This window comes from Mucilaginibacter sp. 22184 (assembly GCF_052045695.1).
Classification (GTDB): domain Bacteria; phylum Bacteroidota; class Bacteroidia; order Sphingobacteriales; family Sphingobacteriaceae; genus Mucilaginibacter.
Window position 1 is genome coordinate 190,030 of sequence record NZ_JBQEPI010000008.1, and the last position, 25,497, is coordinate 215,526.

General features: G+C 43.0%; 23 protein-coding genes. 6 read left to right on the forward strand and 17 right to left on the reverse strand.

Going from position 1 to position 25,497, the window contains the following annotated elements; genetic code table 11:
- Positions 1–120 precede the first annotated feature (120 nt).
- From ACTJKG_RS18800 to ACTJKG_RS18820, 5 genes are all read right to left on the reverse strand, one after another.
- Positions 121–1,326, reverse strand: coding sequence for a glycan-binding surface protein (locus ACTJKG_RS18800; protein ID WP_440740119.1), 1,206 nt, complete (start codon positions 1,324–1,326; stop codon positions 121–123).
- A gap of 35 nt (positions 1,327–1,361) precedes the next feature.
- Entirely contained in the window at positions 1,362–2,969 is a 1,608-nt protein-coding gene (locus ACTJKG_RS18805) for a RagB/SusD family nutrient uptake outer membrane protein (protein ID WP_172337213.1), read from the reverse strand.
- Between the two features lie 10 nt (positions 2,970–2,979).
- On the reverse strand, positions 2,980–6,141 hold the full coding sequence (locus ACTJKG_RS18810; protein ID WP_172337212.1) for a SusC/RagA family TonB-linked outer membrane protein: 3,162 nt from the start codon (positions 6,139–6,141) through the stop codon (positions 2,980–2,982).
- 85 nt (positions 6,142–6,226) lie between these two features.
- Positions 6,227–6,955 carry a hypothetical protein gene (locus tag ACTJKG_RS18815; RefSeq protein ID WP_172337211.1) on the reverse strand — a complete coding sequence of 243 codons (729 nt, stop codon included), beginning with the start codon at positions 6,953–6,955 and terminating at the stop codon, positions 6,227–6,229.
- A gap of 623 nt (positions 6,956–7,578) precedes the next feature.
- On the reverse strand, positions 7,579–9,273 hold the full coding sequence (locus tag ACTJKG_RS18820) for a cellulase family glycosylhydrolase (protein ID WP_172337210.1): 1,695 nt from the start codon (positions 9,271–9,273) through the stop codon (positions 7,579–7,581).
- 1,065 nt (positions 9,274–10,338) lie between these two features.
- Between ACTJKG_RS18820 and ACTJKG_RS18825 the strand changes: the two genes are divergently transcribed.
- Both ACTJKG_RS18825 and ACTJKG_RS18830 read left to right on the forward strand, forming a co-directional pair.
- Complete coding sequence (locus ACTJKG_RS18825; protein WP_440740120.1) at positions 10,339–11,631, forward strand: alpha-L-fucosidase; 1,293 nt, start codon at positions 10,339–10,341, stop codon at positions 11,629–11,631.
- A gap of 10 nt (positions 11,632–11,641) precedes the next feature.
- Positions 11,642–12,634 (forward strand): glycoside hydrolase family 43 protein, encoded by a 993-nt coding sequence (locus ACTJKG_RS18830; protein WP_440740121.1) that lies wholly within the window; start codon positions 11,642–11,644, stop codon positions 12,632–12,634.
- A gap of 310 nt (positions 12,635–12,944) precedes the next feature.
- Here the strand turns inward: ACTJKG_RS18830 and ACTJKG_RS18835 are convergent, their stop codons facing one another.
- The gene (locus ACTJKG_RS18835; RefSeq protein ID WP_371742473.1) at positions 12,945–13,040 is read right to left on the reverse strand and encodes a hypothetical protein; all 96 of its coding nucleotides are present in this window, start codon (positions 13,038–13,040) and stop codon (positions 12,945–12,947) included.
- 312 nt (positions 13,041–13,352) lie between these two features.
- Here ACTJKG_RS18835 and ACTJKG_RS18840 point away from each other — a divergent pair, with 312 nt between their 5' ends.
- Complete coding sequence (locus tag ACTJKG_RS18840; protein WP_256367813.1) at positions 13,353–13,478, forward strand: hypothetical protein; 126 nt, start codon at positions 13,353–13,355, stop codon at positions 13,476–13,478.
- Between the two features lie 725 nt (positions 13,479–14,203).
- Here the strand turns inward: ACTJKG_RS18840 and ACTJKG_RS18845 are convergent.
- Positions 14,204–14,677: a YybH family protein gene (locus ACTJKG_RS18845; RefSeq protein WP_172337208.1), complete on the reverse strand. Its 474-nt coding sequence runs from the start codon at positions 14,675–14,677 to the stop codon at positions 14,204–14,206.
- Positions 14,678–14,811: 134 nt separating this feature from the next.
- On the opposite strand from ACTJKG_RS18845, the gene ACTJKG_RS18850 reads away from it, so the two are divergent.
- Positions 14,812–15,591 (forward strand): helix-turn-helix domain-containing protein, encoded by a 780-nt coding sequence (locus tag ACTJKG_RS18850; RefSeq protein ID WP_440740122.1) that lies wholly within the window; start codon positions 14,812–14,814, stop codon positions 15,589–15,591.
- Here the strand turns inward: ACTJKG_RS18850 and ACTJKG_RS18855 are convergent.
- From ACTJKG_RS18855 to ACTJKG_RS18900, 10 genes are all read right to left on the reverse strand, one after another.
- Positions 15,566–16,483 carry a DNA-3-methyladenine glycosylase family protein gene (locus ACTJKG_RS18855; RefSeq protein WP_440740123.1) on the reverse strand — a complete coding sequence of 306 codons (918 nt, stop codon included), beginning with the start codon at positions 16,481–16,483 and terminating at the stop codon, positions 15,566–15,568. The genes ACTJKG_RS18850 and ACTJKG_RS18855 overlap by 26 nt on opposite strands.
- A gap of 30 nt (positions 16,484–16,513) precedes the next feature.
- Positions 16,514–16,840: an MGMT family protein gene (locus ACTJKG_RS18860; RefSeq protein ID WP_440740124.1), complete on the reverse strand. Its 327-nt coding sequence runs from the start codon at positions 16,838–16,840 to the stop codon at positions 16,514–16,516.
- A gap of 18 nt (positions 16,841–16,858) precedes the next feature.
- Positions 16,859–17,782 (reverse strand): Dyp-type peroxidase, encoded by a 924-nt coding sequence (locus ACTJKG_RS18865; protein ID WP_172337204.1) that lies wholly within the window; start codon positions 17,780–17,782, stop codon positions 16,859–16,861.
- 66 nt (positions 17,783–17,848) lie between these two features.
- On the reverse strand, positions 17,849–18,697 hold the full coding sequence (locus ACTJKG_RS18870; protein WP_172337203.1) for an SDR family NAD(P)-dependent oxidoreductase: 849 nt from the start codon (positions 18,695–18,697) through the stop codon (positions 17,849–17,851).
- A gap of 13 nt (positions 18,698–18,710) precedes the next feature.
- Complete coding sequence (locus tag ACTJKG_RS18875; protein ID WP_440740125.1) at positions 18,711–19,787, reverse strand: NAD(P)H-dependent flavin oxidoreductase; 1,077 nt, start codon at positions 19,785–19,787, stop codon at positions 18,711–18,713.
- Positions 19,788–19,799: 12 nt separating this feature from the next.
- Complete coding sequence (locus tag ACTJKG_RS18880; RefSeq protein WP_440740126.1) at positions 19,800–20,252, reverse strand: nuclear transport factor 2 family protein; 453 nt, start codon at positions 20,250–20,252, stop codon at positions 19,800–19,802.
- A 1-nt stretch (position 20,253) separates the two neighbouring features.
- A complete protein-coding gene (locus ACTJKG_RS18885) occupies positions 20,254–20,988 on the reverse strand; it encodes an SDR family NAD(P)-dependent oxidoreductase (protein WP_172337200.1) in 735 nt (244 codons plus the stop codon).
- A 5-nt stretch (positions 20,989–20,993) separates the two neighbouring features.
- The gene (locus ACTJKG_RS18890) at positions 20,994–21,212 is read right to left on the reverse strand and encodes a tautomerase family protein (protein WP_076377036.1); all 219 of its coding nucleotides are present in this window, start codon (positions 21,210–21,212) and stop codon (positions 20,994–20,996) included.
- Positions 21,213–21,223: 11 nt separating this feature from the next.
- Complete coding sequence (locus ACTJKG_RS18895) at positions 21,224–21,775, reverse strand: YceI family protein (RefSeq protein ID WP_172337198.1); 552 nt, start codon at positions 21,773–21,775, stop codon at positions 21,224–21,226.
- Between the two features lie 122 nt (positions 21,776–21,897).
- Complete coding sequence (locus tag ACTJKG_RS18900) at positions 21,898–22,470, reverse strand: Crp/Fnr family transcriptional regulator (RefSeq protein ID WP_172337197.1); 573 nt, start codon at positions 22,468–22,470, stop codon at positions 21,898–21,900.
- Between the two features lie 394 nt (positions 22,471–22,864).
- On the opposite strand from ACTJKG_RS18900, the gene ACTJKG_RS18905 reads away from it, so the two are divergent.
- Both ACTJKG_RS18905 and ACTJKG_RS18910 read left to right on the forward strand, forming a co-directional pair.
- Positions 22,865–24,145 (forward strand): epoxide hydrolase family protein, encoded by a 1,281-nt coding sequence (locus ACTJKG_RS18905; RefSeq protein ID WP_172337196.1) that lies wholly within the window; start codon positions 22,865–22,867, stop codon positions 24,143–24,145.
- A gap of 152 nt (positions 24,146–24,297) precedes the next feature.
- Positions 24,298–25,356, forward strand: a complete 1,059-nt coding sequence (locus ACTJKG_RS18910; protein ID WP_440740127.1) for an alpha/beta fold hydrolase — start codon at positions 24,298–24,300, stop codon at positions 25,354–25,356.
- Positions 25,357–25,497 lie beyond the last annotated feature (141 nt).

Sequence of the window (25,497 nt, forward strand, 5' to 3'; positions counted from 1 at the left end):
AAATTTTTTCAACCAGTTTTTGTAAGGCCACTGGATGCTGCGGGTTGTGACGTAAAAAATGCCGGGACCTTCTGAAAAGGCCCCAGGCATTCACTTATATATATCAACTAAAATTCGCCCTTATTTAATTTTTGATACCCTGATATTATCAATAGCTACCTCAAAGGTTTGGACCGTCTTTGTACCATCGTTGATAAACTGGAATTGGATGCCGCCAGCTCCGGTAGCACCAAGTAAATCTGTAAGTGACGGCGCAGGAAGGCCTTTGCTAATAAGGCTTGAAAACGGAATAGTGACTGTTTGCCAACCTTTTGTAGTAAATGCGACTGCTGAACCGGTAGCTGTTTTCCACGGATGATAAAGGGCCGCGTAATTTCCGTTAGCATTTAAAATTTGGATTGAGCCGTCTGTCCATGGCTTGGTTACATATATTTCAAACTTTACGGCATAATGGCTTAATGTGTCTTTTAAGTTAGCCTGAGGTACCCATTGGGCTGAGTTTATATTAATAGATCGGCCGTCATTCCACCATGACCAGTCGCCGGCAGAAACATTAGATGCTTTCATTACTCCATAATAGCCTATGTTGCCAGGGTAGTCAGTAGAATTATTGGAAGTACCCGAGCCCCATGCAAAATTATTTATGCTATCATAATTATTTAATACACCGGTTACAAAATCGTAAACATTGTAAGTAGTAGTAGTGGTGCCAGATTTGGTAGATACGGTTACTGGCCCTTTGGATAAGCCGGAGGGCACCTTCAAACTGATGGATGTACCATCAGTTGAAGATGTATAACCAGTGATGCTAATTCCGCCGTAAGTAACACTTTTAAGAAAGAAAAAGTTAAGCCCGATAATTTTAACCGAATCGCCAGGATTAGCGGCTTCGTTAGAAATACCTGAAATAGCGGGAACAGGAGGAACAATAGGAAACGTAAATGTGGTTTGACCATGATTGGTAATGTATTGTATGGTATTCAGTTTATCTGAAGGTACCGATGGGAAAGCTATAATTGCCGGTATCAGGGCAATCGCACTGGTATCTGAGAACCAGGCATCGTTGAAAGAGCCTTTTACTCCATCAAAATTAATAGCGAGTGCTCCTTTCAAATTTTTACCCGAAATCACGATCCACTGACCCGTACCAGCGCTGCTTAAAAGCGAATCTCCGGGATGAGCTACATAATTGCGTATAGCTGTAATTACCGGGTTACCCTTTGATGATGAGGACGAATCCTTTTTACAGCCGGATTGAATAAAAGCTGAGGTAGCGAGCAAGGCAAGCAACAAGTAGCTTTTGATATGATGATTTAGTTTTTTCATAATTTTTTGAATGATATCAATGGTTAACAATGCCGTTAATAATAAGCCACAGGTGCCTCCAATAACTTAGGATCTGCCGTTTGCTCATTTGCCGGAATAGGCAAAGTGAATGTATCTTTGGTCGGTTTGGTTATGATCAGGCTATTAGATGATACTGATTTAATCCCTGTGACCGGATCATAACTGAATTGCGACCGGGGTATATACGGAACTGCATCTTGTGTTGGAGTTATTTGCTTAGTAATTATCGAGATCGCTTCCTGCGGATCATAATAAGAGAGACGCACCAGGTCAAGCCAATACTGACCTTCAAATGCCAATTCAAGCCGTCTTTCTTTCCTGATCACATCGGGAGTAAGGACGGTAACCTTATCAACCCCGGCCCTTGTACGCACCGCGTTAAAGTACTGTAAAGCCTGACCATTGGAAGTAGTAGCGTTGTTGCCTAACAGGGCTTCGGCGTATATTAAATATACATCAGCCAGGCGCAACACCGCATTATGCTCAATTGAAGACCATATGTCCATCGTAGGCGAATTATTATCGGCAGCGGTACCCACCACGTGTTTTTTTACGTTCACACCTGTAGCGATATATCCGCCGCTTGCCGCTTTTAGCTCAGGATATTTATCGCCGGTAAGCATAAATGTGGCTTTGCGGCGTACCGAATCCTGAGGGGTATATTGGTTGGCAAGATCTATCGTAGGGCCAATAGCACCGCCGAAGCCTCCTCCGCTGGGAACAAGGCCACCGCCTGGTGCAAATTGAGCTTGTATGGAATTACCTTGTCCATAGGGAACACCTGGCGCCCATTGGAAAGCAAATAATGATTCGGGATTGTCATTGTACTGGGTCCGGAAAAGGTTGTAATAGCTCGGTAACAGCGCCAAACCGCTGGTATTACAAACATTGCCGGCATAGTAAGCGGCACTGTCCAGATCAGATTGATTGCGTGTGATATTTTGGTTTAAACCGGCCCTGGTTAAATAAACCTTTGCCAGCATACCCTGGGCCGACCAGGTAGTTACTCGCCCCGCTTGATCTGTTTTGGGTAAATTGGCTACGGCATATCTTAGGTCGTTGATAATAAACTTGTATACATCCTCACGCTTATGCCGCGGCACCAACGGATTGGCTATCAGCTTGTCGTTATCTTCAATAATAGGTACTGCGCCCCACAATTGGACGAGGTAAAAATAAGATGTGGCCCGTATAAACCTTATTTCGCCAAGCGCGCCTGTTTTACTTTGTACAGCCACGCTATCAGGCATTTTGGTATTAATAGCTTTAATATTGATATTACAATGCGCTACTACATTGTAAAAACTCTGCCATGCCTGTGCTATATTGCTGTTTTGTGGGGTAATGGAAAAGGTAGTAAGCTGAACCAGGTCGCCATTATAGGGCTGTAACATATTTCCGCTCATGATATCGCCAATACCCAGCAACGGAAAATTGTTCCAACTTGCCCATGGTTGCGCATAAAGTGCGGCGGTAGCCAATCTTAAATCTGAACCGCTTTTATAAAAATTATCGGTCGTGATACCGGTTAATGGAGGTCGGTTAAGGTAATCTTTTTTACAGCTGCTTATTATAAAAATACTGATAATTAGCAGGGCTATATTTATTTTAATGCGTTTCATAATCTTGATTTTAATTATTGAGGGATACGTTTAAACCAACTGTGTAAACCCGCGGCTGCGCGTAATAGCCGTTATCGATTCCTGCTGCTAACGGGTTCCATGAACCTATTTCCGGATCATAGCCGGTATATTTGGTGATCGTGAAAACGTTGGTGACGTTAACATACACCCGGAGTGACCGTAATTTGATCTTATTCAATAGCTTATTGGAAAAACTATAGCCTAAAGCGATGCTCTTACATTTTAAAAATGAACCGCTTTCAATGTATTTGTCAGAAAAACGCTGGTTATCATTGCCACTGCTCTGGCTAATCCGGGTAATATTGGTTGACGGGTTGGTGATGTACACATTGTTGATATCCGAGGTGGAACCTGTCGGATCGATCAATCCAATTTTAGCAAAGTTGAACACTGAGGGGAAATAGCCAAAGTTTTGATTGGGGTTATCGCCATTTACCTTTAACTGGTTATAAAGTTTATTACCGTAATTACCAGCCATAAAAATATTCAGGTCGAAATTTTTATAATTAAAGCTGTTATTGATTCCATACTGGAATTTAGGTATAGGAGAACCCAAAAAGGTCTGGTCGTTAGCGTCGATTTTACCATCGCCGTTAATGTCTTTAAAAATAACGTCACCTACCCAGACACCACCAGAGCCGGGCGTTATAGGGATGGGGCCGCCGCCATTTTGAGATAACGCCGGATATTTGGCAAAGTCTGCGGCATTTTTGTAAATGCCCAGCACCTGGTATCCGTAAAACTCGCCGATAGAACGGCCAACCACAGTTTTGCTTACCGTGCCATAAATTGCCGGTGTGCCGTCAACCAGGGCAAGTACCTTGTTGATATTCCTGGTAAATGTAATGTTGCTGTTCCAGTTGAAATTTTTTGCTTTGATATTTTGGGTGGAAAGTGAAAACTCAAAACCCTTATTGCTCACCGCGCCTACATTTACATAGGGGGCTTGTACAGAGCCCGGCGCATACCCGCCGGCAGCAACTGTTCCCGAGTAATTGGGCAGGGGAAGACTTAGCAACAGGTTATTTGTTTTGCGGTAATATGCGTCGACGGAAAAACTGATCCTGCCATTTAAAACAGCTGCATCCAGGCCAACATTATATGACTTTGTAGTTTCCCACTTGATGTTGGGGTTGCCTGTCGTGGCAGTTATCTGTGAGTTGCCTGACAAGCCTGTGGATATGGTATTTAAAGTTGAACCATAAGCGTACTCCGCGATGTTTTGGTTGTTTACCAATCCGTAACCAAGTCTAAGTTTAAGATCGTTTATAGCTTTCACACTTTTAAGGAAGCTTTCGTGGTTTATTTTCCAGGCAAGTGCGCCGGAATAGGTCGTATTCCAGCGGTATGCTTCGGCAAATTTTGATGAACCATCGCGCCGTACGGTAGCGGTTAACAAATAACGGTCATCGTAGGTAAAGTTAGCCCTGCCGAAATAGGCCTCCAACGCACCCTGTCCTTTGACACCGCTATTGGTTGCCGTTGTCGCATCACCACTGCTGATCGTTTGCACGTTATTGCTCGGAAAGTTGGTTCGGGTAGCTGTAATACCGCTGCTTTTGAGCAATTGTGCTTCGTGGCCCGCAACTACGTTTACCCAGTATTTTTTGGCAAACGTATGCTGATAGGTTAAATAATTGGAGATGGAATTATAGAAATTTTGCGCGCTTGAGGCTGTACCGTTATTATTTGTCTTGGTATAAGCGCCCATAACATAGCTTGGATTAAAATAATCCTCGGTAGCAAAGTCAAAATTTCCGGCTACTTCATTGCGCAGGGTTAGATCCCGGGTAAATTGAATTTCCGCATAAGCGTTACCGATTAATTGGTAACGGCTTTTAAAATCCTTTACAATAGTGGCTATCGCGAATGGGTTGGTACCGGTAGCGCCATAAATATTAGGATCATTACCACCCCAGGTACCATCAGGGTTTACCACGGCGACATCGGGCGTTTGGTTAAGCGCCTGCAAGATCACGCCTGTATTAGAAGTGCTGACATTTTCTGCTACGTGCGCCATATTGAGGTTTATACCAACTTTTAACCAGTCGGTGGTTTTATTATCAATACTTGCTTTTACAGAAGTTCTTTTAAAATCCGATCCCAAGGCAATACCCTCCTGCGAGAAATAGGTGCCTGATATATAGTATTTTGTCCTGGCATCGCCGCCGCTAATGGCCACATTATGGTTCAGCATAGGGGCCGTACGAAACAGGGCCTTTTGCCAGTTGGTACCTGGGCCCAGGTATTGCGGATTGGCAAATTGCGGCCTCATATCATAACCGATAATGGCTGATTTTTCGTTCATGAAAGTGGCGTATTGGGGCAAATCCATTACAGCGTAATATTTTGGCAATTTTTGCCAGCCCTGGTAGCCATCATAGCTAATGAGGGGAGCACCTACAGCTCCTTTTTTAGTAGTAATAATAATTACCCCATTGGATGCCTGTGAACCGTAAATAGCCGTGGCTGAAGCATCTTTTAAAACGTCTATTGAGGCTATATCCGATGGGTTGATACTGGATAGTGGGTTAGTACCATTGCCGGGGATGGCAGACTGCCCATTCGGCGGGATCTGTACCCCGTCAATCACGTATAAGGGAGGCGCACCTAAAAAGCCCCCTAAGCCGCGGATCTGGACATTCACGTCACCACCGGGTTGGCCAGACACTTGCTGCACAATTACCCCGGGCACTCGTCCCTGCAGGGCTTGGTCAAATGTTGTTGGCTGAGCCTTTAACAAATCTGCAGCAGTAACCGACGATATGGAGCCGGTAAGATCAGGTCGTTTCCTGGTGCCGTAACCAATCACCACTACCTCACTCAAATCGTTCATGGAAGGCTTGAGGGCTACATTTATTACTGCCGATGACCCTACGTATATTTGCTGGGAGTTATAACTTATAAAGCTAAAAACCAGTATATCATTGGGTTTGGCATTGATAGCATAGCTGCCATCAGTGCCGGATAGCGTGCCTATGGGTGAGTCTTTTACCTTAACAGTTACACCGGGCAAGGGCCGGGAGTCGTCTGCACTGATAATTTTACCTGTAATTTTTATGCTTTGCGCGTAGCTCGCAAATGAAAAAAACAGTGCGTTAACAAGGAGCCAGCAACGGATGGCTGGTCCCCACTTTAATTTTTTTCTCATCTTTTCAATAAATTTAGATTGGTAAATAATTGGTTCATAAAATTGGATTTGTGTTTAAAACTTTAGGGTTACTTTTTTTCCGGTGTTATATTTGGTGGTTATTATTCAATTCTAAATGCAGAAGATTAGGCTTGTTACGCATCATCAGCGAATAGTTTAACCCTGATAACGACTGATAATCACGCGTATCATCAAATTTGATTAAGGGGTAATTGCCCAATAAAATGCTATGATTTTTGCTAAATGTCAGAAAGGGTGCCGCGGCCTCAATGGTATTCCGCAACAATTTCAGATATTGATTTATAAAGTTTACGATCCTGTTTTGTTGCTGTCCCAGGTCATAGATGACTTTTTTTGCCAGGCTCTTGAAGGTTTGGGTAATATGACAAGGGCTTTCTATATTATTTGATGTAAAGGCAAATGAAGGTTCTGCGTTTTTACTTAAGATAAGCTTGTCTATTTTATCATTAAAGATCATCTTGTCCAGAAGCCTTATTTGAGCTATAACTGATGATTTGGGCAGCAATACTTGATTGCCTTTTTGAACCATGTTCCAATTAACAGATTGGCTTGACCGATCCATGGCTGTCAAAATCTGGATTAGGTGGAAGTCATTTTTAGAAACAGTTGTAACGCGGAGGATTTTGTCTGAGATGACTCGCATACCCAGCAAGGGTGTTTCATGTGTTGATTTTTGCGGCGAATTAATAATAATTCCGTCGGCAACACTTTTATAGGCAGCTTGTGCACCAGCATGTGCTCTTAAAGCAGCAAGAAAGACAGTACAGGTACTCCATAGTACGTGTTTTGCCATAGTATTAGTTAATTAGGGTTATAATATTAATTGGTTATAGCCGATGAACAGAAACCTCATATCAGTTGATATCAAGATTTATCATCGGTTTGAATGTTGTAAAATTAAATGCCGGAAAGCAATCGATTGTTTACAAATGGGGGCACAAATGTAAACCTTATTTAACTATCTGATATTTAGTATTTTATATTTTTTTGAATAGAAATATGATGTTAACGGCCTAATAAAATATCCGGATAATTAATATCAGGGTAGGAGTAAGTTACTTGAGATTTAATATGATCTCCTGGCTGGGAGGGTCAACATAGGTAGAATTCCCTATGCTTGTGGTATAAACCTGCCAAATCAGGATAGCCTGCTTTTCCACGTATTACGGAGCAGGAGGAAAAGCAATATTTGAAATTTATGTTTTCTTAAACACCAGATTTGGTATTAGGAATGATACTTGGATTAAATACGCTTGATGAGATAATTAAATTAATTAAGCGGACTATGCCGTCGTTTTTAGTATCCCAGATTTTTGATTTTGTAATATAGATACGGTAATTCCGGCTACAATTCGTTTAAAGACCAAATCCCGAATGAAATATCCGTTCGGGATTTGGTTTTTAATTAGGAGTTCCTTATATTTTTACAAATCCCCATTGCTGATTTCGGTTTCCTGAGTAAGTCCATTGAGTAACTGCAACACCGTTATTGAGCGATGCCCCGGTAACATCCAAAGCCTTTCCACTATTTGCGTTGATGATCTTATAATATCCGTTGTCGGTTATCTGAATTGACCATTTTTGATTTGAACCACCATTGTAATCCCATAGATCTACTTGTCCGCCGTTACCTGTGTTCCCGCCATAAACTTCCAAACACTTTCCTGTAGCATGCATAGGGGTTAACCTGTAATAGCCACCTCCCGCATCTTCTACTTTAAATTGCTGATTTGCCCCTGTTACGTAATCCCACTGATCGGCTTGGGTCTGATTTGCAGTTCCCCAGCCCGCAAATTCCAGGGCTTTAAAACTGTTCCTGCTGTAAATCTGGTAAACCTGGCCAACCTGAATTGTTGAAGAGGTGTTATTTTGCGCTCCCTGCATAATTGCGGCTAAGCCTTGCTGGTCGTAAATGCTGTTGTTCTGCCTGTTAATAATTCTACCCGGGTTGGTTGAGTCCGTACCACCGGAATCAAAATAAAATGGTTTTAACCCATATTGTAACGCCTGGTGGACAAAATAATTAAGGTAATAACCTCTGCTTGCAAGTTGCAGGTTTAAGGCATCGCCGGTAAGGCCTAATCTGCGGTTTACTGCATATTCTCCCAGCATAACAGGAATGCCCTTATCAACAAACTTTGTTTTCATCAACGAAAGTTCTGAAGTCATATATGACTCTTCACCCCAAGTAGCATTTCGTGAAGCGTCGGTTGTAGAATGATACCCGCTGCCCCAATAATAGAACATATTACCCCAGCTTGCATCCGATGTCAAAAAACAAAACTGAGCCGGGTCATAATAATGTACTTCAACCATTAAACGGTTGCTTGCCGGATCTGTAGGGAGTGTATTCATTAAATTGTTGGTGCCGTCAATATTAGTGCTTGGCCCTTGGACAAGCAGCACCCTGTAACTGTTATGCCCCCCGGTTGATCTGACCGCGTTAACAAAAGTTTGATGATAGGAAAGCAGCACGCTCATCCCTGTGGCGTCGGATACAGCAGGCTCGTTGGCGCTGGCAAATATCACATGCTCGTCAAAACCGCGCATTTGCGTAGCTATTTGCTCCCAAAAGGCTTTTTGTCTGGCATTAACTGCGGCCTGTGCAGCGGTAGTACAATTGTTTTCCAGCCATCCCCCGTCCCAATGGATGTTTAGTATCACATATAACCCGTCGTTCACACAGTATTGGACAACTTGCTGTACCCTATTAAGCCATGTTTGTTGGATTTTGGCAGTAGCGCTGTCGGCATACTGATTCCAGGCACAAGGAATACGCACGGCTGTAAAGCCGGCTTTTTTAACTTCGTCAATTAGTGCCTGGGTCACCGTTGGATTACCCCAATAGGTTTCACCGCCTATCGCTTCCAGTGTGTTGCCGATATTCCAACCCAATTGAAACTTTGATGCAAGCTGGGCGGCTGTACTGGTTACCCCCGTTTGATCTGGCGGTAGGGGAGATGTGTTGTAATTTGGATAACTGGTTATAGCCAATGTGGTAACTGTTTTGGAAACAGGCTGTTTAACATTTGGGCTGATAATTTGTTGTTTTTGGCATCTGGTGAATAATAAAATCACCAGGATGCCGATGAAGTAGTTTAGTTTTCTCATATGATGGTTTAATTGGTTATGCAAAAACAAGTAAATAGAGCCGCATGCTCAAACACTTTTTGTTTTGATGATTATGCTTCTATTTTGAAATTATAAGGTTATTCGGGCGTAAAGCCACTTTGGCCTATTGGTTTAGTGACAAAAATATAGAGCTACAAGGTCACGAAAGTGAATAAATAGGGTACCAAATGTTTAATTTATAAGAAATTTGCGCTGTTCATACGATGATCATTCAAAAAACTTTAATTATCTATTGGTTAATTGATACTTTATTGCTGTTAGAATTTTAGGAGAGTTTTTGGTTGAATTATCTGGTTTTAACTTTGATTCGATTTTGCTTGCTTGTATTTATGGGTATTTCGTTCTTTAGCCATTTGTGGTCTCATATTGTCATGATTCTGCGAAAGTCTAACAAATTATGCTGCTTTTCGATACGATTGGTTAATAGGCCCCCGAACCAACGGCGTAAGTTTTATCACAATTCCATTGAGAAGGAAGTTCTGTCCGTATCCTTAATTGAATTTTATTATTTAATACTTTCATTGCTTCCTGCCAGGATTAAATTAAGCTAAATTGAACAACTCTATATAAATGAGGTATGTTTTAAAGATGCCAGCGGAATGTCGTGTTCGTACAAAATAAAGTCTGATTTAGGTAACTCATCGAATACGACTTTAATTAATTTTGAGCTTATCCGTATAATACTATTTAACAGTTCGGAGAATGGCGAATATTAATTAAAGTAGGAATGCCGGAAACGTCAATGAACCTAAATAAAAAATAAATTTCACGTAAGTTTTTGTATTAAAGCTTTCATACCAACAGGGCAGTATTAGTTGAATTGTTGCCTGATCATTACTATGTGACCATATTAGGTGGATTTGTATGATAATTTTAAACGTTCAGTTAACCAATTTAATCTAATAAATACAAAAATGACTGTGTTGATTATTTAAGTGATCACATTTTGAAGCCAAAATTATGTTGAAACAAAAAATGAAAATTATTGCAGCCGGGCTTATGTTAATGCTTATTTGGCATTCTTTTATCGCAAAGAGCCAGCAAATGAGCGAGGTGGAAAAAAAATCAATGGAGAAAGGAAAGATCTATCCTTCGTTAAAAGGTGTGGGGCAGGGCGTATCGGGCCCGGGTTCCAATCTGCCGCCCGAAAAGATGCAATGGTGGGAAGACCAGAAATTTGGAATGTTCATCCATTGGGGCCTATATGCAATTCCGGCCACAGGTGAATGGACCATGTTCAACCAAAAGATACCGGCCGGGGAATATGCCAAACTGGCTGATCAGTTTGATCCGAAGCATTTCAGTGCTGCGGAATGGGCTAAGGTGGCGAAAGAGGCTGGCATGAAGTATATGGTAATGGTTAGCAGGCATCATGATGGTTTTGCCCTTTGGAACAGCCCCTCAAGTTATCAGCATTTTGATAGTTGGGAAACTGCTGCTCACCGCGATTTTGTAAAGGAGTATACCGATGCTTGCCGTAAGGCGGGGCTCTATGTAGGCATTTATTACTCTCCGCTGGACTGGCGTTTTCCCGGTTATTTCGACCCTAAGGGACTTCCTGACAATGCCGCGCTGCTTAAGAAACAAACGTATGGGCAGGTAGAAGAGCTCATGAAAAACTATGGCAAAATAGATATCTTGTGGTACGATGGCGGCTGGCTGGCGCATAAAGGTACTGATGCCGACGCGGCATGGTTTTGGGAGCCATTAAAACTTAATGCTATGGTACGCAGCTATAACCCGGATGTGGTCATTAACCCAAGGTCAGGAATGGTTGGTGATTTCCAGACCGACGAAGGCGGCGCAGATGTTAAGGGGCCCATTATCCCCTTTCCCTGGGAAAAATGCCTGAACCTTAATGAAACAAGCTGGGGATATAATAAAGCTCAGCGATTGATGCCCTTGAAACGGATTATAGATATGCTTGTTAATACGGTTGACCGCGGGGGGAATATATTATTAAATGTAGGACCGGACCCGGATGGCGTCATTCCTCCTTCACATGTGGAGCGGCTGAAAGAAGTGGGGAAGTGGTTAGCGAAAAATGGCGAAGGCATATATCAAACGCGTCCCGGACCTTTTCAACCTGTTGATGATTTTTATGGAGCAACCTGCAGAGTCAATAAAATATATATTCACCTGTTGAAAATGCCAACAGGTGAAAGCGTTGTTAAATTACCACCAATTAAGCAGGTTATCACGGCATGTACCGTATTGCATGGTAAAAAAGTTAAATTTCATCAGGACACAACTGGCATCAGTCTTAACCTGGCAACAGTACAATTAGATTCACTGGTAACCACCCTGGTGTTAAAAACCCAAGACAATCAGAATTAATTAACGATAAATGAAATATACCCTGCTTTTTTTGTTACTGATAGCCTGTAACAGCTTGTCGTTTTCAAAGTGTATACACGCTGTGAATGACCGGCGTTCTGATAACGATGTTTTGATGGATACAGATGGAAAACCTGTTAATGCACATGGGGCCGGGGTATTGTATTACAAATGTGTTTATTATCTTTTTGGTGAAGTAAAGAAAGGTAAAACCTGGCTTGTCCCTAAGCAGAGCTGGGAAGACTTCCGGGTTCCGGCCGGAGGGGTTTCCTGTTATTCTTCTACAGATCTTAAACATTGGAAAAACAGGGGTGTGGTTTTAAAGCCTACTACAAATAATCCCGGTTATGACCTGGATACTGGTAGGGTTATTGAAAGGCCCAAGGTGATTTATAATGAGCGTACAAAGAAATTTGTGATGTGGATGCATATAGACAAGAATGACTATAGTTATTCCCGGGGAGGTGTTGCCATAAGCGATAAGCCTTTTGGACCCTATAAATACCTGAGTAGTGTAAAGCCTAATGATCAAATGTTAAGAGATATGACCTTGTTTAAAGACGATGATGGAAAGGCTTATCTTATTTATTCGTCCGAGAATAACAATACTATGCATGTTTGTTTGCTAAGCGATGATTATCTGACGCCCACAAAAACGTATACCCGGATATTGGTGGGCAAAGGGAGGGAAAGCCCGGCTATTTTTAAAAACGAGGGCAAATACTTTTTAATTACGTCCGGCTGTTCAGGCTGGTCACCCAATGCTGCTTCTTATGCTGTTGCCGATCACATCATGGGGCCATGGACAGAACGTGAAAATCCATGCAAAGGAGTAAACGCCGAAGTGTCCTTTTTTTCGCAGGGGGGATTTGTACTGCCTGTAGCAAACAAGCCGGGTACATTTATTTTTATGGGCGACAGATGGAATAAAACCGACCTCGAGAAATCAACCTACTTATGGCTTCCTGTTCATATAACAAATGATAAAATAGAAATTTATTAATGAGATAACAGTGGCTTTTCAATTTTGGAGACCCATAATTATCTGTTTAGAGAATTGAGGAAACATATAAAAGAACCCGATTGCAGAGGCATTTTTATTTTTGTTCCGGTTTATATGCAATTGAGTACCGAAAGCAAGTCGATTAATCTTGAGATCCAACTGTTTGAGAAATGTTGAAGCTTCGGGACCTGTGCAAGCTAAAGACCTTTTGTTTGAACATAATCTACAAGCTAAACAGATAGTGGCCAGATTCCCATCAGTCTGCTGATTCAGATCATAGAATTAATAAACTAACAACCTTTTTTGAACTTCATCGACAATAGTGGCCAAGATCGGTACGCAGCTTGCCCCATTTGGTGCTGGCATCGCCATTTACAAATTCGATCAGGTCAAGCGCGTCCTGCATATAAGGATATTTTGAAACCTTTTAGTCGCACTGATTATTTCGTCATATTGCAACTTTTCAGACATGCTCCGCTACCCACATTTTCGAAAGATATAAATTACTCCACAAAGCTAAAGAAAAGAGGTTGTTCTCATTAGTGAAAACAACCTCTTTTCTTTGGGCGTATGTTTTACGAAAGCCGTTAGCTCATGATCATTGAATTTATTTGAGAGGCAGTCTCAAAAGTAAAATTTAGGCCTTGAGAGTCATCTATATGAAAACTTACTCCACCACCTACCCGAATAAATTAAAGAAAAGAGCCTGTATCGAGGTATGACCCTGGAACTAATACCTCAGTGCGATGAAGTCGCTAAAGTCAGCAGGGACGCTAAGAAAGAGGTAGAGGCATGGATCAAAAACGAGATCCGGTCGTTAAGCATTGACGAAACTAAAGAATAAACCCCGGTTGCGGCCAGCAGCTGCAGGCTACCCGCGATAGAGCGGGTTGCCTGCTACCGCCGGCCTCACCTCCCGCAGCAAGACGGAAATTTCGCTGCGTTCATAACCGACTTGCTTTTCCCCTTGCCCCAATATTACATTCTCATTCACCAATACAGCGAAGTTAGCCCACGCCGGGATAAAACGTCAAGGCTACACAAGCGGGCGGGAGTTGTTCGCTTTCAGAGGCCCCGCCTGGCCTTGACATTTTCCCCGGCTACGCGCTATTGGTTGCTCAACTGGTAAGAATGGAATGTTGTGCGCTTGAATTGCAGGGTATGAATGTCCGCTTATACAGCCGTTCCGGTGGGGCTGTTTTGGGCGGTAAAGTCGCCATCCCATGTTTGTCTGCTTATGTCGTTATATTCGACGATGAACTAAGGTTGTCCTGGCAACTGAAAAAACAAATGCCCTATTGCGAAAACAGGACTTATATTAGCGTGGCGATAATACCAGGTACCGGTGAACATGAATTTCACAATTTATGGAAGAAAGATATCCTGCATTAACTAAGCTGTAGGAAAGGAATTTGGGGAAATATACGCAATCCAATCTCAATAGCAAAGACCTTGCGGATTTGCAAGGTCTTCGCTATTTAAAGATAATTTCAAACGGGGTAAAAACGCTCTGTTTAGGGATTAACCGAATGATAACCGCGAGTTGTAAATTAGAGAAGTTCTCTTTTTTTATTTTTGAGCACGGTTACTGCTGAACGAATCGCGGTACATTTTCCATCCGTTCTTCGTCTTCTTCCACAACACCAGAAATTTGCCATCGTCAAATACTTTTCCATGAGCATCAAAAGATTGCCAAAGACCTTCTTCGGTAACATATTCCCGGCCATCACCATAGATATTTTTAGTGATGAATTTGCCCCCCTTCAAGCCATATTTTTCGTAGCCATCCTTAAAAAATTTGGCCATCCCGGCATGATCACATATGGCAGGAGAATTAGGTGGCAGCAAACAGGCATCGTCTGCATAATGATTAAGAATAGAACCATCATTTTTGGCAATGGCTATAAAATAAGTAGCATTGCTTGCCGCGATCGCTTTTTTGGCATCTTGTAACGAGGCATCATTCGGATTCGATTGCGCGTTTGCCATGAAATGCATCAATGGCAGGAAAAGCATCCAAAGGAATTTCTTATAATTTTTCATCTTCATAAATTTTAATCGTTTTAACAAAAGTAAAGTCCTGATTACAAGTAAAATTGTAAAAAAACGAACAAATATAAGCTGTGGCATTTTTACCAGACGTTTAATGATTTTTTATAATATCATTATCTTTAATTATGCGAGATAGGGTATTCTTTCCGTCGGATATTTTAAAACCTTTTGTAAAAAATCACTGGACGTGCCGCCACGATACGGATGTGCTGGAGGTGATGTATCCGAGCGGCTGTGTAGAGCTCTGTATAGATATCTCCACCAATGATACCGTAAGGCACCGGGGAAATAACGCCATGAAGGTGCCCAGTTTGGAAGTGTTAGGCCACTGGACAATCCCAACCATGGCTGCGCTCACCAAAGGAAATACATGCCTCATCACACGGTTCCATCCGCATGCCAGCGCGCTTTTTTTTCCAAACCCGGCTTCCGATTTTACTAATGAGTCAATTGATCTCTGTGATCTTTTCAACAAAGAGTCGGATGATTTTTATAATCGCTTAATGGAACAACGCACGATAGAACAGAAGGTAGAGGTTTTGGAAGCGTTCCTGATCCAGAGATTGGTGAGGAACAAAAGGAGTGACCATCAGTTAAAATTAGTGGAACATTTGTGCAATTATGTTGCTCAGGAAAACAGGACCTTCAATATTCAAAGCCTGTCGGAGCACTATGGTTTTTCTGAGCGTTATATTCAAAAACTTTTTATGAATTGGGTTGGTATAACGCCTCAAAGGTTTTTTTCTGTTCAGCGGTTTAACAAGAGCCTGGAGTTATTAAGATCATCGCCTCAACCGCTCACTTCCATAGCTTTTGAGTGCGGCTATTATGACCAGGCACATTTTATAAAAGAGTTTAAATCTTATACCGGTTTAACGCCTAATCAGGTGAAAAAGCTTTATTAATTTCTGGTCTTGGTGCAAGGCTTCGCCAAAGGTAAAATACCAGGTAGGCCTCCCAGCCTTTAAACTTTTCAAACAGCGTATACATATTTTGCAACTCTGTTTTATTGGTGATGACATCATGGCTTAACAACGCGTTGAGCAACCCTGCATCGCCGAATGGCACAGCTGTTTGATCGCGCAGGCATTTCATCAACACATAGTTGGCTGTCCATACGCCAATGCCTTTTTGCGCGGTAAGCAGGTTACGGCGTGAAAGGGCATCGGGTAGCGCCTTCAATATGGATTTATCAATTTTTCCAGTCGCGAATGCTGTAGCTGCGTTTTTTAGATAGGTAACTTTACTGCCGGATAGCTGCATCTCCCTGAGTTCATCAGGATTGGCCACCGCGATTGCCTCTGGTGAGGGGAATACATAATATACTTCGCCTTCATGCTCAATAAAGTCACCGTACTTTTCAATCAACCTGCGTTTGAGTTTGTAGGCAAAAGTCAAGTTGATCTGCTGACCCATAATGGCCCAAGCAAGGGCCTCGAACAGATCGGGCATACCTATCAGTTTCAGGCCATTAAAGTCTTCGGCCATGTAATACAGCCTGTCATCGGTTTTCAGGAGTTCATAAAATGGTGTGATGTCTGCCTCCAGATCAAACCATTCGCTGATGAAGCTTTTAACGAACGTCGCTTTTTCTTCGGTACGTTCTCCGCAAAGCCATTCTATTTTTACCGACTGCACGCCTGGTGTAATTTTCACCAGGAATTTGTCATCGCCAATTTTAAAAGCCCTGAATACACTATTATTTTTAACCCGGTACATGGGCTCGTCAAAACCGCGGGATAAAAACCACAGTATTTCTTCCGGATTGATAGGCTGGGTTAATAAGATCTCCTCCATTTAAAGCTATTCGGTGTGGCTTTGGCCCGCTTATTCTATTTCAATTTTAGGGTCCCAGAAAAGCTCCTTGAACTGGGCTACTTTCCCGTTTCGTACAACTACACCTTCCTGCTCCAGCATTTGTATGCGCCATTTTCCCCCGCTGTTTTCCGGTGGCGAAATATGACCGCTGCTGTTAACCACACGATGCGCCGGTAGGGTTTTGTTATCATGATCAATCATGCCCATAGCATGGCCCACCATCCTGGCTGTACCATAGCCCAGCGCTTTAGCTATCGCGCCATAGGAAGTTACACGACCTGTTGGAATGAGCTCCACTACCTGGAAAACATCATCATTAAATTGCCTGGTATCCATTATATTTTGATCAGAAAATTAATCGGAAAAGCTATCCAACATGTCAAATGTGGGTACAAAAAACAGGGTTCCGGTTTTGGCTGTGCTGAAATCGAGGATCCTGTCATAGTTCCCTTCAGGCGAGCCAATAAACATATTGGTCAGCATCAACTGTACTGTACTGAATGTACTGGCATAAGCTATAAAATAAGTTCCCATTTCATTAGTCCCCATATTGCCAAACGGCATATTATCGCGAACAATCTTCAAATCATCGCCAACATTGGCCAAGGCAATATGGGAGTTAGATGGTTTTACGTCATCGCTCATTTCAATATCATTCGCTTTGTAACGCCCCATTACTTTCTCCTGTTGTTCTGTAGAAAGTCCTTTCCATGCGGTTAAATCGTGGATATATTTTTGAGTGAAAAGATAACTCCCGCCCTGATAAGCGGGATCATCATCGCCTATCATGCTGAAAAACTCGCGCTCCTGTCCGTGTGGATTTTCAGTACCGTCAACAAAGCCTAAAATAGAGCGGCTGTCCCAATACCTGAAACCATGGATCTCCTCTGTACTGATGGCCACGGGACTTAAAACGTCAGTTATAGCAGATGCGATATCATAACAGATACTGGTAGTATCTGCCCGGATATGAAAATGCAGATCCCCTTTGGTAGCAACCGCCGTGTGTTTACTGCCTGCGATAGGCTCAAAATTTGCTAATTCTTTAGGTAACGGGGTAGGAAGACCGAGCCGGAGCCAGGCATCGTACCCAATACCCATTACACAGCTTGCCCGCGAAACAGGGAAACGGATATTTGCAGAATTATTAAGGTTGATAATCAGCTTACAAAGTTGACTGAAAGTATCTTTCACTTCTACATCATCCTTAAAACTCCAGACCATAAATATGGTATTGTTATTGGTATAGTCAGTTACATTCTGCGAATCCGGCTTCATAAATTATAATATCTATTGTGTGTTACGAAAATAAACAAAATCGTCAACCGCATTATAATAAGCTCATTAATTCTGATCGGGAAAATCAGCCCCTATAGTGGTTGCTTTCCAGGTCTCCAGTTCATCAGCCATCGCGGCCAGTTTTTCTGATGCACGCTTATAAGCGTCGCGGCCAAGATACAGGTGTAATGGTGGTTGCTGATCTTCGGAGATCTGGATCAATATTTTGGCTGCCTTATCCGGATCGCCGGGTTGTTTGCCATTGGCTGCCAGGTAACGTTCCTGCGTATTTTTTACCGCCTGGTAACCCTCAATTTTACTTTCGGTATAAGCCAGTGAATTTTGGGTGAGGAAACCGGTGCGGAAACCTGATGGTTCCACCGCGGTTACTTTGATACCAAATTCTTTAACATCAAGCGCCAGCACTTCAGAAAAGGCAGTTACCGCGGCTTTGGTTGCCGAATATATTGACCAGCCCGGTGCGCCTACAAAACCTGCAACAGAACTCATGTTGATAATAAAACCGCTTTTCTGCTTACGCATAACGGGTAGTACGCTCCGGGTAACGTTGATGGTGGCCAGAACATTCACATCAAAAATATTTTTGATATCCTGCTCTACTATTTCTTCTACCGTACCGGCCATGCCATAACCGGCATTATTAACAAGCACATCAATTTGCCCGAAAGCGGTAATGGTTTGCCTGATGGATTCTTCGATGCAATCCAGGTTATTCAAATCTACCGCCAGCGGAAGAAAACGGTCAGTGTCTATCAGCCCAACAGCATCTTTAAGGGTTTGCGCGTTGCGCGAGGTGGCGGCTACCCGGTAGCCACTATGCAATAGCTTTTTTACCAGGTTAAGCCCCAATCCTTGTGAGGCTCCTGTGATATACCATACTTTTGACGAGTTCATAGCCTTGTTTGTTTTATGATGCCATGATCTTTGATGTTTCCTCGATTAAGGATTGCATCAAAACCGAGGCTTTGGTATGTTTAAGAATAGGTGCGATTTGTCCACCCCAGAACAATACCATATCCCATTTTTGTTGTTCAAGCGCCGATTTTCTTAATGACGATATGAAAGTGGTTTGCAGCGGAAAGGGCAGGAATTGTTTCTCCTGACCTACTAAATCTTTGGCCACCCTGCTGGTAACACCACGCCCCAGCCGCCCGGTGAAGGCGCGCGATAGTGTGGTATATTTTGCGGCATCAGAAAACAGCATTTGTCGATGGACAGGTAATGCGCCCGATTCATCACAAGCCAGGAACGCAGTACCGATCTGCGCGGCATCGGCACCCAAAGTGAGCGCTGCGGCCACACCACGACCGTTGGCGATACCGCCCGCGGCAATAATAGGTGTTTTTACTTTTTCCCTGATCAATTGGATTAATACAAAAGTTCCGGTAGTGGATTGCTCGGCAGAAGCCAAAAATGAAGGACGGTGACCGCCGGATTCGAAGCCTGAGGCGATGATCATATCCACACCTGCCGCGTCCAAAGCAATGGCTTCGTCAAGCGTGGTGGCTGCGCCCACTGTTTTAATACCCTGTTTACGGCATTGCTCCAATATATCTGCAGAGGGTATGCCAAACATAAAGCTGAATACTTTTGGACGGGTGCTCAGTATCACCTCAACCTGGTTTTCAAAGCGGGGTTTAAACACTGCCGGTTTTTCGGGCAATGCGATCCCGGCTTCGTCAAAATAGGGCTTGAATAAAGCTTTAGTCTGTTCAAAATGTTCGTCAGAAACCGTACCGTCTATCGCATCGGTATCAGAAACCCACAGGTTAATATTGTAGGGCTTGTTGGTGGCGGCTTTGAGCTGCTTATCTTTCTCATAGATCTCTTGCGGACTTAAAGTGTAAGCACCATAACCGCCTAAACCACCAGCATTGGATACAGTAGCTACCAATTCAACCGATGACAATCCGCCACCGAATGGACCCTGCATAATCGGGTAATCAATGCCTAATATTTCTGTTGCTTTTGTGTTATACCACATGGTTAAATAGTTTTATTCGTTTACGTCGCTGATCATTTTATTAACGATCAGCCATTTGCCATCTATCTGGTGAAATGACAGAAACTCGTGATAGTTGAATTCATACATTTTTACCTTTACCTCTGCAACGGCTATGGAATTTATTACCCTGATATCAACGATCTCGCCTTTAAATGGTTTACCGGAATCTTTGGGACTTTGGCGATGTGCCACACCATCTAAATATTGCTCTAAAATTTTGGCATACGGCTGACCTTTTATATCGCCAAATAATAATGTACCGTTATAGTAAATGGGGCTTAGTTTGCTAATATCACCTTCATATATCCCTTTGAAGTAGTGGTTTTCGAGCACCTCGGTAATGGCAGCTCTGCTTTGCTGATTGTTTTCCATTTTCTTTAATTTTTGTGCTTTAATGTTCTGCAAGGTACAGAACATTAAAGCGGTTAATAACAGGGTTTTCATATCAATTTAAATTATGCCCGGCAGCCATACCACCATCTACATTGATGATAGCGCCGGTAATAAATTTACTCTTGGCAACGGTATAAACCATCTCGGCAATGTCTTCCACTTCGCCTACACGGTTCAGCAGGTGTAAGCCAGCGCTTTGGTCGGCCTTGTCGCCATGCATTGGGGTGCGGATGGTACCGGGGGCGATGGTATTCACCCGGATGTTATCTTTACCAAACTCGCTGGCCAGCTGTATAGTAAGCGCTTGTATGGCGCCTTTTGATGCCATTTGCGCGGTAATAGGAACCCCGGTAAGCGAATGGTTAACCAATGGCGTACCAATGTTGATCACCACGCCATCATGTTGTTTTAACATCTGTGGTATAATTGCCTGTGTGGTGAAATAAGTGCCTTTAAGGTTGGTATTCAGGAATTTATCCAGGTAAGCTTCATCTACTTCCAGAAAAGGCCTGGTTTCAAATATGCCGGCATTGTTTACCAGCACATCTGCTGAACCGAATTTTTCGATGGCTTTGGCTACCAGTTGTTCGCCGGTTTGTTTGTGGCTTACATTGCCTGCTACCATGGCCAGGTTATCGCCTGCCCCCAGTTCGTTAAAAACCTGCTCCAGTTTATGAGCTGTGGTGGAATTGATAACTACATTATCGCCCTTTTCTAAAAAGTAACGGGCTATTTCTTTACCTATACCGGACGATGCACCGGTTACGATGACAGTTTGCTTTTTCATGGTCTTTATTTTTTATCGGCAGTGATGCCTTTTTCTCTTAGTACGGATACTTGTTCGCCGGCATAACCCCAGTCGTCCAGATCAACTTCCTGTATCACTACATGGGTTAAATGAGGATCTTTATTTAGGGTGCTGGTCAGCAGATCGGTTACACCTTTTATCAGGGTTTGTTTTTGTTCACGGGTGACTCCTTCACGGGTGATCTCGATTTTTACAAATGGCATGGCTGTGGTTTTTAGGCTAAGGCTGTTTCAGTAACAGCGTTAGCGGTGATGGTTACCTGAAGTTCAAATTCATTATAGATCAAAGTATCGCCCAGATCTTTGAAGAAATTACCTGAACGGAATTTCATGCCGTATTTGGTACGGTCGATCACGATCTTGCCAGATGCAGTAATTACATCATCAGCATGATCAATCTGCGCGTCAAACGCTACCGGATGAGTAAGGTCTTTGATGGTCAGGTCGCCATCAATATGATAAACGCCATTACCTTTAGGTGCAGATGAGGTGATCACGAACAATGCTTCGGGATATTGTTTGGAATTGAAGAAATCCTCAGAAGCCAGGTGACCGGCAAATTGCGCGTTTGTAGCGGGATCGGTTATATCCAGGATGTTGATCGATGTAGTATCGATAATAAAGCGGCCGCCTGAAAGCTGACCGTTGTTAAAAGTTAAGGAACCTTCTTTAACAGAGATAGTTCCGTTATGTGCGCCGGTTACTTTACGACCGATCCAATCGATGTTACTTTTAGCGCTTACGATTTTGAAATTTTGTGTTTCCATGTTTGTATGTCGTTAATGACAATACAAATGTGGGGAGGAATGAAGAGGAACTTACGTGACCTACATCACATTTAAAAAAGCAGGCAGATTACGTGATGTACATCACATTTTGGGGTGACTGATCAGGAATGATAAAGCCTGCTCAGCGTTTCCCGCGAAACGCCCAAATAGGCCGCAATCAGATGTTTGGGAACGATATTATACAGCGCAGGATACAGGGCCAACAATTCTTCATAGCGGTGTTTGGCATCATTGTTCATGAAGGATAAAAGCCTTTTTTGGGAAGCCACGTAACCCCTGTTGGTGCGCCAGCGAAAAAAATGTTCTACCTGGTGAATCTCGTTGCAGAGTTTTTCGCGGTCGTCATTTGACAGGCAAAGCACCTCAGCATCTGTAATGCAATCTAAATTGATGGTTGCTTTTGTCTGGCTATATAGGGCATTGTAATCCGATGCCCACCAGGTAGGCATGGCAAATTGCAGGATGAACATTTTCAGGTCATCATTGATATAGAATGATTTGAGGCAGCCATCCAGCACAAAATATTCATGATCTATCTTATCGCCTGCGGCAATAATAACCTGCCCCTTTTTGAAAGACCGCTGTTTGAAATGCGAAAAAAGATAATCGAACTGCTCATCTGTTAACGATATAGTTTTAGCGATATGCGCCTGGAGTATTTCTTTTGCTTGCATCAAATCAAAAATACTTAATGCATTTAATATTTTGCAGAGCTAAAGTGGATTAGGTATAAAGGGCTCGCAAAGCTATTTCGACGAACAAAAAGTGGGTTTACATGTAAACCCACTTTTTAGTACTAAAATTGAGTTAACTAATTGACTATTAATTTTTTAATTTAATGTAAACCGTAAAAAGTGTAAACCATGTAAACCCACTTTTTGTAACGAATTGCTCCGGCTGTTTAAGAATTAGCTGTAAGATGTTACACTATTTTTTTAACTAATTCGGGTTTAAAAATGACCAGTTCGGGATGGGCTTTGTCTACTTGCCATATATAGTGATTGGGTTGGAGGTAGGGTAAGGATACTTTTGAGGACACAATAACAAAAACTCAAAAAAATTTAAATCATGAAAACGAATAAACACATCCTTATCAGTAAAGTTATCGCCGGTGCATTTGCTCTGTTTACAGCAACCATCAGCTTTGCTCAAACCAGCCCATCTGCCAACGCTCAGCAGTCTGATGCTATCCGTCCTTTCCATGCTCATATTTCAGATGAAGCAGTTGCCGATCTGCGTCAGCGTGTACAGGCAACCCGCTGGGCCGAAAAAGAAACCGTTACCGATCGCTCACAAGGCGCTCAACTGGACAAAATACAAGCCCTGGTAAAATATTGGGGAACCGGGTACGACTGGCGCAAAGCCGAAGACAAGCTGAATGCCCTGCCACAATTCATAACTAATATTGATGGTCTGGACATCCACTTTATCCACGTACGTTCTAAAAATCCAAACGCCTTGCCGGTGATCATCACCCACGGCTGGCCAGGTTCTGTTTTTGAATTGCTGAAAGTTGTTGGTCCGTTGACCGACCCTGAAGCTTACGGCGGTCGCAAAGAAGATTCATTCGATGTAATTATCCCTTCTATGCCTGGTTATGGTTTCTCTGGCAAACCTACCACTACCGGCTGGAACGCTGATCATATTGCCCGTGCCTGGGATGTATTGATGAAACGTTTAGGATATAAAAATTATGTATCGCAAGGCGGCGACTGGGGTTCGGTAGTTGCAGATAAAATGGCGGCTCAAAAACCGGTTGGCTTATTAGGTATCCACGTTAACATGCCTGCTACTGTACCTGCCGATGTAGCCAAATTACTGGCCAGTGGCAGTCCGGTACCAGCCAATCTTTCTGCTAAAGAGAAGGCTGCTTATCAATCATTGAATAATTTGTATACCAGGGGTGGTGGCTACGCAGCTATGATGGTTACCCGTCCGCAAACCATTGGCTACAGTTTGTCTGATTCGCCTGTGGGTTTGGCCTCATGGTTCTATGATAAATTTGCCGACTGGACTTATAGCGGTGGTGATCCTGAAAAATCATTAACCAAAGATGAAATGCTGGATGATATTTCCTTATACTGGTTAACCAACACCGCTACATCAGGAGCGCAATTATATTGGGAAAACAATGCCAATAACTTTAACGCGGTTAATATTTCGATCCCTGCCGCGATAACTGTTTTCCCTGGCGAGATATACCAGGCACCAAAAAGCTGGGCCGAAAAAAGCTATCACAAGTTGATCTATTTCCACGAGGTTAACAAAGGCGGTCACTTTGCTGCCTGGGAAGAACCACAACTTTTTGCAGAAGAGTTACGTGCAGCTTTCAAATCATTACGCAAATAACTGATCGAGTATATAATGTTACCGGCCGCAGGCCAAGGTATTAAAATTGACCTGCGGACTACCGGTAATTATTATCCGAACCACGCCATCAACAAATATTAAACATAACCAAACAGGCAGCAAATGCCATTAAATAAAAAGGAGAAATTAAGATGTCAAACGAAACACAATATGGCCGCCGCCGCTTTTTAAGTACCGCGGCAATCACTATCGCAGCTACTCAACTCGGCATATTTAGCCCGGCAAAAGCGCAACCCGAAAATACAAACTCAACAGGTAAAGCACCATTCAAACCCAGCGCTAATAAGGCATTTGATAACGTTAAACAAATTAAAGCCGGCGTACTGAATATGGGCTATGTGGAAGTTGGCCCTGCCAATGGCAAAGTGGTTGTTCTGCTGCATGGCTGGCCATATGATATCAATAGCTTTGTTGATGTGGCCCCTTTGCTGGTATCTGCAGGTTACCGGGTAATTATTCCGCATTTGCGTGGTCATGGTACTACCCGTTTCCTTTCAGACAGTACACCCAGAAACGGCCAGCAATCTGCTGTAGCTCTTGACATTATTGCATTGATAGACGCGCTTCAAATCAAAAAAGCCATATTCGCCGGTTACGATTGGGGGGGCCGTACAGCCTGTATCATAGCCGCCTTGTGGCCTGAACGTTGCGAAGCCCTGGTTTCGGTAAGTGGTTACCTGATGACCAACCTGGAAGCCAGTAAACACCCACTGCCTCCAAAAGCCGAGTTTAGCTGGTGGTATCAATATTACTTCTCGACAGAACGTGGTCGTGAGGGTTATGACAAATACCGTCGTGATTTCGCTAAACTGATCTGGGAAACCGCATCACCAAAATGGAACTTTGATGAAGCTACCTTAGACCGCAGCGCGGCTTCTTTTGAAAACCCGGACTATGTGAGCATCGTGATCCATAATTACCGCTGGAGACTGGGCCTGGCCGAGGGCGAAACTAAATATGATGACCTGGAGAAACAACTGGCAAAAAGCCCGGTTATCGCTGTGCCAACCATCACCCTTGAAGGCGATGCCAATGGCGCGCCACATGCCGAACCTGCATCTTACCGCAATAAATTCTCCGGTAAATATGTGCACCATACCATTACCGGTGGCATAGGGCATAACCTGCCACAGGAAGCCCCAAAGGCTTTTGTCGATGCGATCATCGAGGTAGATGGTTATACGAAATAAGCCATAAAATATTCAGACTGGAAAATGTCTGATTCAGCAGGCCGGTTGTCCATTTGCTGTATTTACAGATAGGACAACGCCCGGTATGAGGGTATATTTGAGCAACAAAACAATAACAAACAACAATTTAAAAAGTAAAAC

Excerpts from the sequence above, each read along its gene's own strand:
- ACTJKG_RS18800 (WP_440740119.1), bottom strand. The coding sequence starts at position 1,326 with ATGAAAAAACTAAATCATCATATCAAAAGCTACTTGTTGCTTGCCTTG.
- ACTJKG_RS18805 (WP_172337213.1), bottom strand. The coding sequence starts at position 2,969 with ATGAAACGCATTAAAATAAATATAGCCCTGCTAATTATCAGTATTTTT.
- ACTJKG_RS18810 (WP_172337212.1), bottom strand. The coding sequence starts at position 6,141 with ATGAGAAAAAAATTAAAGTGGGGACCAGCCATCCGTTGCTGGCTCCTT.
- ACTJKG_RS18815 (WP_172337211.1), bottom strand. The coding sequence starts at position 6,955 with ATGGCAAAACACGTACTATGGAGTACCTGTACTGTCTTTCTTGCTGCT.
- ACTJKG_RS18820 (WP_172337210.1), bottom strand. The coding sequence starts at position 9,273 with ATGAGAAAACTAAACTACTTCATCGGCATCCTGGTGATTTTATTATTC.
- ACTJKG_RS18825 (WP_440740120.1), top strand. The coding sequence starts at position 10,339 with ATGAGCGAGGTGGAAAAAAAATCAATGGAGAAAGGAAAGATCTATCCT.
- ACTJKG_RS18830 (WP_440740121.1), top strand. The coding sequence starts at position 11,642 with ATGAAATATACCCTGCTTTTTTTGTTACTGATAGCCTGTAACAGCTTG.
- ACTJKG_RS18835 (WP_371742473.1), bottom strand. The coding sequence starts at position 13,040 with ATGCAGGACGCGCTTGACCTGATCGAATTTGTAAATGGCGATGCCAGC.
- ACTJKG_RS18840 (WP_256367813.1), top strand. The coding sequence starts at position 13,353 with ATGACCCTGGAACTAATACCTCAGTGCGATGAAGTCGCTAAAGTCAGC.
- ACTJKG_RS18845 (WP_172337208.1), bottom strand. The coding sequence starts at position 14,677 with ATGAAAAATTATAAGAAATTCCTTTGGATGCTTTTCCTGCCATTGATG.
- ACTJKG_RS18850 (WP_440740122.1), top strand. The coding sequence starts at position 14,812 with ATGCGAGATAGGGTATTCTTTCCGTCGGATATTTTAAAACCTTTTGTA.
- ACTJKG_RS18855 (WP_440740123.1), bottom strand. The coding sequence starts at position 16,483 with ATGGAGGAGATCTTATTAACCCAGCCTATCAATCCGGAAGAAATACTG.
- ACTJKG_RS18860 (WP_440740124.1), bottom strand. The coding sequence starts at position 16,840 with ATGGATACCAGGCAATTTAATGATGATGTTTTCCAGGTAGTGGAGCTC.
- ACTJKG_RS18865 (WP_172337204.1), bottom strand. The coding sequence starts at position 17,782 with ATGAAGCCGGATTCGCAGAATGTAACTGACTATACCAATAACAATACC.
- ACTJKG_RS18870 (WP_172337203.1), bottom strand. The coding sequence starts at position 18,697 with ATGAACTCGTCAAAAGTATGGTATATCACAGGAGCCTCACAAGGATTG.
- ACTJKG_RS18875 (WP_440740125.1), bottom strand. The coding sequence starts at position 19,787 with ATGTGGTATAACACAAAAGCAACAGAAATATTAGGCATTGATTACCCG.
- ACTJKG_RS18880 (WP_440740126.1), bottom strand. The coding sequence starts at position 20,252 with ATGAAAACCCTGTTATTAACCGCTTTAATGTTCTGTACCTTGCAGAAC.
- ACTJKG_RS18885 (WP_172337200.1), bottom strand. The coding sequence starts at position 20,988 with ATGAAAAAGCAAACTGTCATCGTAACCGGTGCATCGTCCGGTATAGGT.
- ACTJKG_RS18890 (WP_076377036.1), bottom strand. The coding sequence starts at position 21,212 with ATGCCATTTGTAAAAATCGAGATCACCCGTGAAGGAGTCACCCGTGAA.
- ACTJKG_RS18895 (WP_172337198.1), bottom strand. The coding sequence starts at position 21,775 with ATGGAAACACAAAATTTCAAAATCGTAAGCGCTAAAAGTAACATCGAT.
- ACTJKG_RS18900 (WP_172337197.1), bottom strand. The coding sequence starts at position 22,470 with ATGCAAGCAAAAGAAATACTCCAGGCGCATATCGCTAAAACTATATCG.
- ACTJKG_RS18905 (WP_172337196.1), top strand. The coding sequence starts at position 22,865 with ATGAAAACGAATAAACACATCCTTATCAGTAAAGTTATCGCCGGTGCA.
- ACTJKG_RS18910 (WP_440740127.1), top strand. The coding sequence starts at position 24,298 with ATGTCAAACGAAACACAATATGGCCGCCGCCGCTTTTTAAGTACCGCG.